Raw genomic sequence first — 13,498 nt, forward strand, 5'->3', positions numbered from 1 at the left:
CCCCGCCCGCGCCGCGCCCGGTGCTGGGAAGCGACTGGCGCGACTGGCCCCTGACGCCCGGTGACTGGCGGTATCAACGCGCCGCGCAAGGGTCGGTCGCGATATTCGGCACTGGCGGCGTGACTCGCCTGACCCTGGCCTGCGATCCGCGCACCCGCCAGATCCGCCTCGGTCGCCCGGCATCGGTCGCGGGTGCCGTCACGATCCGCACCTCCAGCACGACGCGCAGCCTGACCGCCCATGCAGTCGCGGGCGGCGCGGAGCTGTCGCTCCCGGTCGCCGATCCGCTGCTGGATGCGATGGCATTCAGCCGGGGGCGGTTCACGATCGAACAGAGCGGACAGGTGCCGCTGGTCATCCCCGCCTATGCGGAAATCGGACGTGTGATCGAGGATTGCCGGGGCTGAGTCCCGCCATTGGGCGGGGGCAGGATGCTCGGCCAAACATCGTCGCATTACAAGTCTTGTTTATTGGCTTTCGCCTACGCACATTGGCTTTGCGCACTTTGAAAGGGCGCATTGGCTTTAACTAGCGAAAGGAGGTGATCCGATGTCTCATGGTTCAGCAAGGGGGTCGGTTCAGTTCGTTCGGGGGGCCGGTCTCTGACATCGATGGGCGCGTCTCGGGGGGTATTCTCCCCCAATCAACGGTCGCGCCTGATGTCATGAGGCCCGCATGGTCTCCCGGGCTGGAGCTCTCCGGCCGCTGACCATGTTCAGGGGTTGCCGGGGCCGTCGCGATGACGTCCCGGCAGCCTCTTTTCATTTATGGGGTTGGCCGTCTGACCTAAGTGCGAAGGCTGATCGGGCATTACTCCCCGCACGGTGAGGAACTCCAAGTTACGGTTTGGCCGAAGTCGGCTCCTGCATCACCAGCCGCAGCGGCTTGTCCCCCGGCACCATCAGCGACGGCACGTCGTCACCGCCGCGCAACAGCACCTGATCGACCGGAATCGCATCGTCGCTTTCGCCCGCGATGAACGCCTGTACCAGCCGCTCGCCCTTTTGCGGCACGAAGCCCGCCGGGATCGCCATAGGCTTGCGCCCCATCGCCGCCAGCCAGTCGGGACGCCCCTTCACCATGCGCGTGACGGGATGATAGACCTGCAGATCGACCGCACCGGCATATTGGCCGACCGTCACGGGGCGGTCGCCATCGAACAGCACGACCGACCCGCTGGAAGTCTTGCCCGCCAGAATTCGGCGCGCGAGGCCGTTGGAATCTCCCATCAGCGGCCCCAGAACCGTCTGATCGATGGTCAGCGGATCGATACCGGTCTTCTCCTTCAGGCGCGTGGCCATCCAGCGCACTTTGGCGTCGTCGGCCCCGTCAATCGGTTGCTCGGCGACATGGCTGAAACCGACATAGACGAAGAATTTGGCCTTGGGATCGGCGGCCAGCGCCTGCGCCAGATGACTCGCCTGCGCCTCTTCGCGCCGGGCGATGCTTTCCGCCCGGCCGGTCGGCTCGCCGCGCTCCTCGTCCGTCTGTTCATAGTTCAGCGGGCGATAGCCCAGCGCCAGCGACTGCCGGACGAAATCGCCGAAGACGGGATCGTGGGTGTAATAGCCCGTTCTCTGGGTCGGATAACCCTGCTTGGCCAGCTTTGATAGGGAGACGTTCTTGTCGCCGACCATGAAGGTTTCCGCCGCCAGGACTGAATAGCCCAGCGGCCGAAGCGCCCGCGCCACCTCCAGCGCAAAGGCACGATCGCGCGGGAGTCCGTGATTCTCATTGAGGATGACCACACGAGTCCGAGCCGCCCGTGCGACGATTTCGAGGATCGCATCCCGCAGGCTTGCGGCGGCGACGCGATCCGCCATGGCCTTGGCTTCGGCGGTCTGGGCAGGGGCAGGTTCGGGCTCGACCGGCTCGGCGGTCATCAGCGTGTGGAGTTCCGCCCATTGATCGTGGAGAAAGCCGGGCTTCGGCTTGCCCGCCGCATCGAATGCCAGCGGGCGTAGCGCTTCGGCGGCATCCAGATAATGACCGCTATCGAGCCGATCCCCGGCCGCACTGGCGGCCGCGAACTCCACCTTGCTCGGCCCGTCCTGTGCCATCGCGGCGGTGGAGAGCATCATCAACACCACCACCGCCGCGCCCCGCATCAGTCCGCCCTTTCCTCGCGATATTTCATTTCCAGAAATCGCCCGCGGGTCGACAGGCTGTCAAGATCGGCCTGGGCCAGCCGCTGGGTCATGTCGCCGATCTCCTGCTCGATCAGCTTGAGGCCGTCGACCAGCTGTGCGTCGGGCGTCCGGCCGTTGCGCTCGACCCGGCGAAGCGGCTCGGGCACGCGTTCGTAATCGCGCAGGAAGGCGGGGAGCTGCTCGCCGATCAGGCGGCGGACCTCCATCGCCTCGGGCGTGTCGTTGTCGACGGCGGCGAGCTGCGGGGAGAGCGTATCGAGCCGCCGCCCGATCCGGTCGACCAGCTGGACGGCGGGCGCAGGCAGCAAGGGCCGCTGCGCCTCCAGCCAGCGTTCGGTCTGGGCGGGCAGCGCCTTGATATCGACCTGTGCCAGCTTGGCGGGCGTCGGCGCGCGCGGGGCAGGCGCCAGCGCGATGGCCAGCGTCGCCGCCAGCATCAGCATCATCGCCGCCAGCGCGCCAAAAATGCCGATCCCGCCGGGCAGGATCAGGCCGGTCACCATCGCCGCGATCAGGATGACCGCATTGGCGATGGCGATCAGGATCACTCGCTGCATCGCCGAGCGCGCGCGTCGCCGCACCCGTTTGACCGTCTGCTGCGCCGACCCGCGATAGTCCTGCGAGATGCGCGCCATCACTTCGCGCGCACGCTCGATCTGGGCATCGACCTCGTTCGAGCGGGGGGTGGTCACGGGATTACAGCGCCTCCAGCTTGAACGACGACGCCGCAGACCCGCTGGTCAGCTGCGGGTTCTGCGCCCCCTCGGCACGGGCGATATAGCCCTTCGACTTCTCGACCTCCTGGCCCAGCGTGTTGACCGTGGTCTTCATCGAATCGAGCGCCTTCAGCTTGAAGCTGTCGATCGCGTCCATCGTGTCATAGATATTCTGGAAGGCACGTTGCAGCGTCTCCAGCGGGATGGTCGCGGCCGCCGCCTGCTCGTGAATCTGCGCGGTCTGGCTGCGCAGCAGCTTGCCGGTCGAATCGATGATGTTGGCGGTCGTGGTGTTGAGCGCGGTGATCTGGTCCAACACCAGCTTCTGATTGGCCAGCGCCTGCGCCACGGTGACGGCGGTGCGCAGCGCCGAGACGGTGGTGGTCGAGGCGCGGTCGACGCCCTTCACCAGCTCGACATTGTTCTTCTTGACCAGATCGAGCGCCAGATAGCCCTGCACCGTGACCGCCATCTGGGTCAGCAGGTCCTGGGTCCGCTGGCGGGTGTAGAAGAGTGCGGTCTCGCGGATCGCCTTGGCCTTGGCGGGATCGGTGTGATCCAGCTCGTTGGCGGCATCCTCCAGCTTGGCGTCCATCGCCTTGGACAGATGGATCATCTGCTCCAGCCGCCCCATGGCGGACCACAGGTTCGCGCGCTCGGTGTCGATGGCGGCATTGTCCATCAGCAGTTCGTCGCGGCCCGAGGACAGGCTCTTCAGGATCGCGGCGATATGCGTCTGTGATGAACGATAGCCGTCGAAATAGTCGCGCATCTTGTTGCCGAAGGGCAGGATGCCGAGCAGCTTGCGCGGCGCGGAGAGATTGCCCTGGCGACCGGGATCCAGGCTTTCGACCACGCGGCGAAGCTCGGTCAGGTCCTTGCCCACGCCCGTCTCGCCGTCCATCGCCTTGACCGGGCGGTCGAGGAAGCGGTTGGACTGGCCAGCGGCCTCGCGGATTTCCTTCTGCCCCATGGCGGTGATCGCATCGACGCGGCGGCCAAATTCGGGGCTGTTGACGTCCTGCGCGATCAGTTCGGCGACGAAGCCGTCGACCTTCTGCTCCAGCTGGGTTCGCGTCTTGTCGTCGACGGGCACCAGCCCGGCGGCCTGGGCGGGCGCCACCGTCGGCACGGGATCGGGCGGCGTCAGCGTCAGCCCCTTTTCCTGGGTCACGGTATCGGCGGTCGTGGCCATCGTTCAAACTCTCCAAATACGCCTACCTAGTGTGGAGGGGATGGCGGCGGGGTTCAAGTGTATTATCGGGGTAATACTATCTGGGGAGGAATAGACGGGAAATTGATTGCCCCTCTCGCGCAACCGAAGCCCAGGGGGTTCGTTACTCGCGTTCGGCCTTGCCTCTCCGGGCGGTCCGGTCATCCCCAAAACCTGTGGCTCCACGCTTTTGCGTATGGAATCATGCGGTTGCGAGGTCACTGATCGGCATCCGAGCGAAGATGCCGGGCCGAACGCAGCATAGAGAGACGCCCACCTGACCCCTATCGGTCTTCTGACCGGCGGGGGTCCGTTTTTGGACACCCGCCCCTTACCTCCGTTCAGCCTGAGCGAAGTCGAAGGCCACGGGATTTCGCGTGAGCTAGGGGGACTTCTGTGGCGGCTGTTTCCGCTTGGCCTTCGACTTCGCTCAGGCTGAACGGAGCCTGGGAGCGATTATGACGCCCGCCGCCTCAGGCGTCGAACAGACCGTCCTGTGACCCGATCGGCGGGTTCAGCCCCAGATGCTTCCACCCGCCCGCATTCAGGATCCGCCCCCGCGCGGTGCGGGCGAGCAGGCCGAGCTGGATCAGGAACGGCTCGATCACCTCCTCGATCGTGTCGCGCGGCTCGGAGAGCCCTGCGGCCAGCGTCTCCACCCCCACCGGCCCGCCACGATAGACGTCGGCGATCATCGTCAGATAGCGCCGGTCCATCGCGTCGAGTCCCAGCGCGTCGACCTCCAGCCGATTCAGCGCCTGGTCGGCGGCGGCGGCGTGGACGATCTCATGCCCCGCCACGGTGGCGAAGTCGCGCACGCGGCGCAGCAGCCGCCCCGCGATACGCGGCGTGCCCCGCGACCGGCGCGCGACCTCGACCGCGCCGTCCTCGGAGATCGGCAGGTCGAGCAGGCGGGCGGCACGGGTGACGACGCGGGTCAGTTCCTCGACCGTATAGAATTGCAGGCGAACCGGAATGCCGAAGCGGTCACGCAAGGGGGTGGTCAGCAATCCCTGCCGCGTCGTCGCGCCGACCAGCGTGAAGCGCGGCAGGTCGATCCGCACCGACCGCGCCGACGGCCCCTCTCCGATCATCAGGTCGAGGACCCGGTCCTCCATGGCGGGATACAGGACTTCCTCGACTGCCGGTTGCAGGCGGTGGATTTCGTCTATGAACAGGACGTCGCCGTCTTCCAGATTGGTCAGCAGCGCGGCGAGGTCGCCCGACTTGGCGATCACCGGACCCGAGGTCGCGCGGAAACCCACGCCCATCTCACGCGCGATGATCTGCGCCAGCGTCGTCTTGCCCAGCCCCGGCGGGCCGAAGAACAGCACATGGTCCAGCGCATCGCCACGCCCGCGCGCCGCCTGGATGAAGACACGCAGATTGTCGCGCGCCGCCTGCTGCCCAACGAACTCGTCCAGGCTTTTCGGGCGGAGCGCGGCGTCGACATCCTCGGGACGGCGGCTGGCGGACAGGAGGCGGTCTTGGTCGGTCACGGGGTCCGCCCTAGCGGCTGGAGGGCATGGCTGTCGAGAAGCTGCGCGAACATTGCACGAACATAGCAGGCTATGCGCGGTCGGGACAATCGTCCGGGCGACGGCTTAATCCCGGATAGCGGACTCGCGGTCGGAAACGCGCTACATCAGGGGTCATGCCGCACGATATCTTCCTGGCTACCGCCGTTTCGCCCGCCCTGGAGCTGCTGCTCGCCGAACGCTTCACGCTGTACCGCGATGCACCGCCGCCGACCACCAAGGCGATCGTCGGCGGCGGGCAGATGACGGTCGACGCCGCACTGCTGGACCGGCTGCCCGAACTGGAGATCATCGCGATCCACGGCGTCGGCCATGACGGGATCGACCATGACGCGGTCGCCGCGCGTGGTATCCGCATCGCGATCACCGCCGATGTGTTGACCGAGGACGTCGCCGATCAGGCGATCGCCTTGTGGCTGGCGGTCGACCGGCGGATCGCGGCGAACGACCGGGCGATGCGGATGGGCAACTGGACCGTGCCCCTGGGTCGACGCGCCAGCGGACGGCGGATCGGCATTTTCGGACTAGGCCGGATCGGACAGGCGATTGCCAAAAGGGCGGAGCCGTTCGGTGGCGAGATCCTCTACACCGCACGCTCGGAAAAGCGGGTGGCCTGGCGCTTCGTCCCCGATCTGGCGACGCTGGCGGCGGAGAGCGACGTGCTGTTCCTCGCCGCGCCGGGCGGGGAGGAAACGCGCGGGGTGGTCAATGTCGGTGTGCTGGACCGGCTGGGCGCGGACGGCGTGCTGGTCAATGTCGCGCGCGGCAGCCTGGTCGAGGAAGATGCGCTGATCGCGGCGCTGGAGTCGCATCGTATCGCGGGGGCAGGCCTGGACGTGTTCGCCGACGAACCCGACGTGCCTTACGCGCTGCGCCGGATGAACCATGTCGTGCTCGCCCCGCATCAGGGGAGCGCGACGCGGGAGGGGCGGGCGGCGATGGCCGAGCTGGTGGTGGCCAATCTCGACGCGCATTTTGCGGGGCTTGCGGTGCCGGGGTTGTTGGGGTGAGGGATTCCCTTGGGCTTCGACTACGCTCAGCCTGAACGGACGTGGGGAAGATTCCAAAAACCCGATCAGGCTGAGCGTAGTCGAAGCCCACGCCCCACCCTCACCACACTCCCTATTTCGCCGCCTTTCGAAGCGCCAACCGCACCAGCGCATCAAGCGAGGCCCCCGCCCCCAATTCCTCTTCCGCCGCCGCCACCGCCGCATTGGCCTCGGCGGGCCGGAAGCCCAGGTTGAGCAGCGCCGACACCGCATCCGCGCCAGCCCCGGCCGACGCCGCCACGCCGCCACCCGATCCGGGGGCGAGCACGATGCCGCCGACCTTGTCCTTCAATTCCATCACGATCCGCTGGGCGAGCTTCGGCCCTACCCCGTTCGCCCGCGCGACCATCGCCTTGTCGCCACTGGCGATCGCCCGCATCAGGTCGGTGGGCTCCAGCGCGGACAGGATGGCCAGCGCCACCCGCGAGCCGACCCCCTGCACGCCGGTCAACAGGCGGAACCAGTCACGCTCGTCCGCGCTGGCGAAACCGACCAGCCGGATCGAGTCCTCGGACACCAGCATCTCGGTATGCAGCATCGCCGCCTCGCCCACCGGCCCGATAGACGACAGGGTGCGCGCCGAAGCGCCGACCAGATAGCCGACGCCGCCGACATCGATGACGGCATGGTCGATGCCGGTGGAGTCCAGACGTCCCTTGAGATGCGCGATCATGGGGAGGGGTTAGAACAAAAGGGGGTGGACGTCACGGGGGTTATCGTTGGGGGTGTCGCTTGGGGCAGGCCCTCCCCCATCCCCTCCCGCTCGCGGGAGGGGTGCGTTACTTTGCTATCCGCAAGCGTTACTTCAAGGGACTCGTGCAATCGAACCTTGGCACGCCCCTCCCGCAGGCGGGAGGGGATGGGGGAGGGCCTCGCCACAAGCCAAGACGGCCGCTAAACCGCCCCCACCCGCCGCTGCATCGCCCGCGCGCTCGCCAGATGATGTGCGTGCGTAATCGCCACCGCCAGCGCATCCGCCGCGTCCGGCCCGGTCAGCTTCACGCCGGGCAGCAGATGGCCGACCATCGCCTGCACCTGCTTCTTGTCCGCACCGCCGGTGCCGACGGTCGCTTTCTTGACGATGCTGGGGTGATACTCGCCGACGACCAGTCCGGCCTGCGCCGCCGATAGCAGGACGACACCGCGCGCCTGGCCCAGCTTCAGCGTGGACTGCGCGTTGCTGTTGCCCAGCACTTCCTCGACCGCCGCGCCGTCGGGCTGTTGCTGGCGGATCACGTCATAGAGCGCCGCGTGCAGGTTCGCGAGGCGGCGCGGCAGCACCATTGACGGCTCGGTCTTGATCTGGCCGTTGGCGACATGCCGCAGGCGGTTGCCCTCCACCGCGATCACCCCCCAGCCGGTGGTGCCGAGGCCGGGATCGAGTCCGAGGATGATGGCGGGGGGTGAGGTCATTTCGGGCTTTCGGGAGGGTTCAGTATGCACCGACTTGCCCCTCCACCACACGGCATTGCCGCGCGGTCCCCCTCCCCAGGCAGAGCCTGGGGAGGAATGGGGATCAGCCGAGCTTTTCCATCACTTCGTCGGAGACTTCGTAATTGCCCCAGACGGTCTGGACGTCGTCGTCATCGTCCAACGTATCGATCAGCTTGAACAAGGTCGCCGCCGCCGCTTCGTCGACCGAGACCATGGTCTGCGGACGCCAGGCCAGCTTGGCGCCTTCCGCCTCGCCCAGCACAGGCTCCAGCGCCTTGGCGACTTCGTGGAGGTCGCCCTGCGCGGTCCAGATCTCATGGCCGTCCTCGGACGAGGTCACGTCCTCGGCCCCGGCTTCCAACGCGGCCTCGAACACCTTCTCGGCGTCGCCGGCGCTGGCGGGATAGTTGATCAGGCCCATCCGGTCGAAACCATGGCTGACCGAACCGCCCGCACCCAGATTGCCGCCATTCTTCGACACCGCGGTGCGCACGTTCGTCGCGGTGCGGTTGCGATTGTCGGTCAGCGCCTCGATGATCAGGCTGACGCCGCCGGGGCCGAAGCCCTCATAGCGGACTTCCTCGTAATTCTCCCCGTCGCCGCGCGAGGCCTTGTCGATCGCGCGCGCGATATTGTCCTTGGGCATCGAGGCCGCCTTGGCCGCGTTGACGGCGGCGCGCAGACGCGGGTTCATGTCCGGGTCGGGCGTGCCCATCTTCGCCGCGACGGTGATTTCGCGGGAAAGCTTGGAAAATGCTGCCGAGCGCTTCTTATCCTGCGCGCCCTTGCGGTGCATGATGTTCTTGAATTTGCTGTGGCCTGCCATCGGTGCCTCTTGAAATGATCGCGCTCTTTACGACCGCGCAAGGGCCTTTGCCAACCCGTCGATCTTCGCCTCCAGCGTATCGAGCCGTTCGGTCACGGCATTGTCCAGCTTGTGGTGCAGCCGCAATATGTCGATCTCGGCGCGCAAATTGGTGCGATAGTCCAGGCTCGCGGCCAGCCGGTCCTTCGCCGATTGCCGGTTCTGGCTCATCATGATGACCGGCGCCTGGATCGCCGCCAGGGTCGAGAGCAGCAGGTTGAGGAAGATATAAGGGTATGGATCGAACGCCATGCCGAAATGGCTGAGCACATTCGAGTTGAGCAGCATCCATCCCAGCAGGATCACCGTAAAGGCGATGATGAAGCCCCAGCTGCCGCCGACCGCCGCCACCCGATCGGCCAGCTTTTCGCCCCAGGTCGAACTTTCGTCGGCGACATCTGCGGCGTCGCGCGCGCTGAGCTGGCCCGACTCGATATCGGCAATGACCTGGGCTTCTTCCTCGTCCAGCTCATGCACGGGCTTGCCCAGCGTACGGCGGGCGATTTCGGCGGCGGTCGTCAGGGCCATGGGCAAAGGGCTCCGCTTAAGGAATCAAATGCCTTGCTCCTTGGGGCGTTGATCGGCCAAACGCCAGTCATGACGGTACGCGTGGATATGGGAACCGATGAGCGTGGCTCGTCGGTGCCGATCGATTTGGAGGAGCTGCTGGCGACCCGCCTGCTGGTGCAGGGCAATTCGGGGTCGGGAAAGTCGCATCTACTGCGCCGGTTGCTGGAAAAGTCGGCGGGCCAGGTGCAGCAGGTGGTGATCGATCCCGAGGGTGATTTCGTCACTTTGTCCAAGGCCTATGGCCATGTCGTGATCGAGGCGGGCGACTATGCCGAGCGGGAAGTCGGGCGCTTCGCCTCGCGGATTCGCGAACACCGCGCCTCGGTGGTGCTGAGCCTGGAGGGGCTGGAGATCGAGGGGCAGATGCGCTGCGCCGCGACCTTCCTGAACGCGTTGTTCGATGCCCCGCGCGAGCATTGGTATCCCGCCCTCGTCGTGGTCGACGAGGCGCAGCTGTTCGCCCCCACCACGGGCGGAGAAGTGACCGAAGAAGTCCGCCGCGCCTCGCTGTCCGCCATGACGAACCTCATGTGTCGCGGGCGCAAGCGCGGCCTGGCGGGGGTGATCGCCACCCAGCGACTCGCCAAGCTGGCCAAGAATGTCGCGGCGGAGGCGTCCAACTTCCTGATGGGCCGCACCTTCCTCGACATCGATATGGCGCGCGCGGCCGACCTGCTCGGCATGGAGCGGCGACAGGCGGATGCGATCCGCGATCTGGCGCGCGGCACCTTCCTGGCGCTCGGCCCCGCCGTCTCGCGGCGGCCGATCACGGTGAAGATCGGCGCGGTCGAGACCTCGGCCCGCTCGGGCAGCCCCAAGCTGACCCCCCTGCCCGACGCCCCGCCGCCCGATTTGCAGGAGTTGCTCTTCGCGCCGGTCGAGGAAGCGCCGACGCTGCCCATGACCTTCGACCCGCGGCCGCGCCGCGTGCCCGCCGAGGAACTGATGGCCGATCTGGGCCGCCCGCCCTTGCCGACCACCGCCGCACCGCCCGCGCCCGAGATGGACGAAGGCGAAGTCGAGGCGATCTACGAGCAGGTCCTGCGCGCGATCGTCGAGGACCCCGAATCGACCTTCCGCCCCGCCTCGGTGCTGTTCCAGGATTTCCAGGTGCGCTGCCGGATGGCAGGCCTCGCGCGGCCGCCGCTCGACCTGAACGGCTTCGCCCGTCGCCTGTCCTGCGCGCGGGCGGGAATTTTCGACGTCAACGATCCCGACTGGCAGGAGGCGCTGGCGCTGGCGGCAATGCTGCCCGACGACATGCTGGGGGCGTTCCTGCTGGTCGCGCGCGCGGCGCGCGAGGGGCTACCCTGCCCGCCGGACACCAAGATCGCGGAGACCTATGGCACCAGCTCGCTCGGCCGGGTGAAGCGGTTGATCGCCTATATCGAGAGCCGCGACCTGTTCGTGTGCCGCACTGACCTGACGGGCAAGCGGTCGATCACGATTCCGCGGCTGGGCTGGACGACCCAGGCGGCGGAGATGGGGTGAGGCTTTTCCTTGGCCTTCGACTTCGCCCAGGCTGAACGGAGTGGGTAGCAGTGGCTCATAATCCCAACCCCACGTTCAGCCTGAGCGAAGTCGAAGGCCACGCCCCGCCACTCGCCACCAACAAAAAGGGCGACGAGGCCATCAGCCCCGCCGCCCTTCGCATATCCAGAACCCGAAGCCGGGATCAGATCATGCCCAGCGCCTTCATATACACTTCGAGGATGGCTTCCTCTTCCTGATACTCTTCACGCTTCTTCTTGCGGATGGCCATGATCTTCTTGATCGCCTTGGGGTCGTATCCACGCGCCTTGGCTTCGGCGAAGACATCCTTGATGTCGTCCGAAATGCCCTTCTTCTCTTCTTCCAGCCGCTCGGCCCGCTCGATCAGCAGGCGCAGTTCGTCGGCCGTCACATTGCCGCTGCTGTCGAAATTCTCGTCCGCCATTTTTATACCCTCTGAAATTCGGTCCACTCCCAGGAATCCGCCGCCACAACGCACGTCCCCGCCCATGGGCAGGGTCGGTCCGGCGCGGATGTCGGGATCGGGGGCGGTCTAGGCGCTTCCGGCCCTGCGCTCAAGCGGGGGTTAACGGTTCTTCTTCACACTCTCGGCCATGCGCGCCAACTGCTCCGGCGTCGCCTCGGCCTGATGCTCGGCCTTCCACTGGTCGTACGGCATGCCGTAGATCGCTTGCCGCGCGGTCGCCTTGTCGATGCCCGCCGCCTCGCCCAGCCAGTCGGACAGGCAATTGCGGCAGAAGCCCGCCAGACCCATCAAATCGACATTCTGGGCATCGCTGCGATGACGCAGGTGCAGGACCAGCCGCCGAAAGGCCTCGGCCGCCGCCTTGTCATCGATTGCATTCAACGCATCCATTGCATCGGCCATATTCATCGCTCCTAGGTTGATCGTAACGCATTAGGCTTTAGGACACAGGCCGAAAAGAAGCAGGATGTGACCATGAACACTCTCCCCCCGCGTTCGCGCAAAGTCCGCGTCCTTGCCACGCTCGGCCCGGCCAGCAGCGATCCCGAAACCATCGCTACCCTGTTCCAGGCAGGCGCCGACGCCTTTCGGATCAATATGAGCCATGGCGATCAGCAGTCGAAGATTCCGCTGATCAAGGCGATCCGCGGGCTGGAGGAGCGGTTCGGCCGCCCGACCACGATCCTCGCCGACCTTCAGGGGCCGAAGCTGCGCGTCGGCAAGTTCGCCGACGGCAAGGTCATGCTGGAAACCGGCAGCACCTTCGTCCTCGACCGCGATCCGACGCCGGGCGACGCGACCCGTGTCGAGCTGCCGCACAAGGAAATCTTCGCCGCGATCGAGCCGGGCGCGCGCCTGCTGCTCGACGACGGCAAGCTGGTCCTGCGCGTCGCTTTCCATGACGAGACGAAGATCACGACGCTGGTCGAGGTCGGCGGCGCGCTGTCGAACAACAAGGGGCTGAACGTCCCCGACGTGGTGCTGCCCATGGCCGCGCTGACCGAGAAGGATCGCTCCGACCTGGCCTTTGCGGTCGAGCAGGGCGTGGACTGGATCGCCTTGTCCTTCGTGCAGCGACCCGAGGACCTGATGGAGGCGCGTGGCCTGATCAAGGGGCGCGCGGCGCTCCTCGCCAAGATCGAGAAGCCGCAGGCGATCGACCGGCTGGAGGAAATCGTCGAGCAGTGCGACGGCGTAATGGTCGCACGCGGCGACCTGGGCGTCGAACTGCCGCCCCAGGCGGTGCCGCCGCTCCAGAAGCGCATCGTCGAGGTGTCGCGCCGCATGGGCCGCCCGGTGGTCGTCGCGACGCAGATGCTCGAATCGATGATCCAGAGCCCCTCGCCCACCCGCGCCGAAGTGTCGGACGTGGCGACCGCCATCTATGACGGTGCCGACGCGATCATGCTGTCGGCCGAATCGGCGGCGGGCGCCTGGCCGGTCGAATCGGTCGCCATGATGAACGCGATCGGCGTGTCGGTGGAAAACGACCCCGGTCACGGCGAGCGTATCCACTTCACCGCGATGACCCCCGACCCGACCACCGCCGACGCGCTGGCCGAAGCGGCGGCGCGGATCACCAACACCGTGTCGTCCAAGGCGATCATCTGCTTCACCTCCAGCGGATCGACCGCGCGACGCGTCGCGCGCGAGCGTCCCTCGGTGCCGATCCTGGTGCTGACCCCGCAGCTCGAGACGGCGCGCCGCCTGGGCCTGCTCTGGGGCTGTCATGCGGTCCACACCCGCGACGTCGAATCCTTCGAGGAGATGGTCGCCAAGTCCAAGCGCATGGCCCTGCGCCACGGCATTGCCGAGGCGGGCAACCAGGTCGTGCTGATGGCGGGCGTCCCCTTCCGCACGCCGGGGTCGACCAATGTGCTGCACGTCACCCGCATCATGGGCGACGAACTGGTGAATTACGGGGATCGCAGCGAGGCGTAAGCGCCGATCCCCGGTACGAAAGGGGCGGCGGCGCGAAAGCGTTT

The 13,498-nt window shown here is 66.8% G+C and carries 14 protein-coding genes; 4 read left to right on the forward strand and 10 right to left on the reverse strand.

Annotated features, from left to right (window positions below):
* Positions 1–407, forward strand: a 407-nt coding sequence (locus BSZ14_RS06520) for a hypothetical protein (protein WP_076710313.1), incomplete at its 5' end; no start/stop codon positions are given.
* A gap of 432 nt (positions 408–839) precedes the next feature.
* Here BSZ14_RS06520 and BSZ14_RS06525 read toward each other — a convergent pair.
* The 4 genes from BSZ14_RS06525 to ruvB form a co-directional block, all read right to left on the reverse strand.
* Positions 840–2,108 (reverse strand): hypothetical protein, encoded by a 1,269-nt coding sequence (locus tag BSZ14_RS06525; RefSeq protein ID WP_076710314.1) that lies wholly within the window; start codon positions 2,106–2,108, stop codon positions 840–842.
* Entirely contained in the window at positions 2,108–2,842 is a 735-nt protein-coding gene (locus tag BSZ14_RS06530; protein WP_241823668.1) for a hypothetical protein, read from the reverse strand. Before BSZ14_RS06530 ends, BSZ14_RS06525 begins: the two co-directional genes overlap by 1 nt.
* A 4-nt stretch (positions 2,843–2,846) precedes the next feature.
* Entirely contained in the window at positions 2,847–4,061 is a 1,215-nt protein-coding gene (locus BSZ14_RS06535; protein ID WP_076710315.1) for a toxic anion resistance protein, read from the reverse strand.
* Between the two features lie 491 nt (positions 4,062–4,552).
* Positions 4,553–5,578, reverse strand: coding sequence for a Holliday junction branch migration DNA helicase RuvB (gene ruvB / locus BSZ14_RS06540; protein WP_076710316.1), 1,026 nt, complete (start codon positions 5,576–5,578; stop codon positions 4,553–4,555).
* A gap of 155 nt (positions 5,579–5,733) precedes the next feature.
* Between ruvB and BSZ14_RS06545 the strand changes: the two genes are divergently transcribed.
* Entirely contained in the window at positions 5,734–6,627 is an 894-nt protein-coding gene (locus BSZ14_RS06545) for a 2-hydroxyacid dehydrogenase (RefSeq protein ID WP_076710317.1), read from the forward strand.
* A gap of 112 nt (positions 6,628–6,739) precedes the next feature.
* Here the strand turns inward: BSZ14_RS06545 and ruvA are convergent, their stop codons facing one another.
* The 4 genes from ruvA to BSZ14_RS06565 all read right to left on the reverse strand — a co-directional run bounded on the left by ruvA (position 6,740) and on the right by BSZ14_RS06565 (position 9,493).
* Positions 6,740–7,339, reverse strand: a complete 600-nt coding sequence (gene ruvA, locus BSZ14_RS06550; RefSeq protein ID WP_042484087.1) for a Holliday junction branch migration protein RuvA — start codon at positions 7,337–7,339, stop codon at positions 6,740–6,742.
* A 221-nt stretch (positions 7,340–7,560) separates the two neighbouring features.
* Positions 7,561–8,079, reverse strand: coding sequence for a crossover junction endodeoxyribonuclease RuvC (ruvC, locus tag BSZ14_RS06555; RefSeq protein ID WP_076710318.1), 519 nt, complete (start codon positions 8,077–8,079; stop codon positions 7,561–7,563).
* A gap of 103 nt (positions 8,080–8,182) precedes the next feature.
* Positions 8,183–8,926: a YebC/PmpR family DNA-binding transcriptional regulator gene (locus BSZ14_RS06560; RefSeq protein ID WP_042484083.1), complete on the reverse strand. Its 744-nt coding sequence runs from the start codon at positions 8,924–8,926 to the stop codon at positions 8,183–8,185.
* Between the two features lie 27 nt (positions 8,927–8,953).
* Complete coding sequence (locus BSZ14_RS06565) at positions 8,954–9,493, reverse strand: DUF1003 domain-containing protein (RefSeq protein WP_076710319.1); 540 nt, start codon at positions 9,491–9,493, stop codon at positions 8,954–8,956.
* A gap of 69 nt (positions 9,494–9,562) precedes the next feature.
* On the opposite strand from BSZ14_RS06565, the gene BSZ14_RS06570 reads away from it, so the two are divergent.
* Entirely contained in the window at positions 9,563–11,026 is a 1,464-nt protein-coding gene (locus tag BSZ14_RS06570) for an ATP-binding protein (RefSeq protein ID WP_042484078.1), read from the forward strand.
* 184 nt (positions 11,027–11,210) lie between these two features.
* Here BSZ14_RS06570 and BSZ14_RS06575 read toward each other — a convergent pair whose 3' ends face one another.
* Positions 11,211–11,471 (reverse strand): DUF2312 domain-containing protein, encoded by a 261-nt coding sequence (locus BSZ14_RS06575; RefSeq protein WP_037570224.1) that lies wholly within the window; start codon positions 11,469–11,471, stop codon positions 11,211–11,213.
* A gap of 141 nt (positions 11,472–11,612) precedes the next feature.
* On the reverse strand, positions 11,613–11,915 hold the full coding sequence (locus tag BSZ14_RS06580; RefSeq protein ID WP_241823669.1) for a DUF1244 domain-containing protein: 303 nt from the start codon (positions 11,913–11,915) through the stop codon (positions 11,613–11,615).
* 72 nt (positions 11,916–11,987) lie between these two features.
* On the opposite strand from BSZ14_RS06580, the gene pyk reads away from it, so the two are divergent.
* Positions 11,988–13,454, forward strand: coding sequence for a pyruvate kinase (pyk, locus tag BSZ14_RS06585; RefSeq protein WP_042484076.1), 1,467 nt, complete (start codon positions 11,988–11,990; stop codon positions 13,452–13,454).
* Positions 13,455–13,498: the final 44 nt, after the last annotated feature.

Source organism: Sphingomonas sp. Sph1(2015) (assembly GCF_001970915.1).
Taxonomy (GTDB): domain Bacteria; phylum Pseudomonadota; class Alphaproteobacteria; order Sphingomonadales; family Sphingomonadaceae; genus Sphingomonas; species Sphingomonas parapaucimobilis.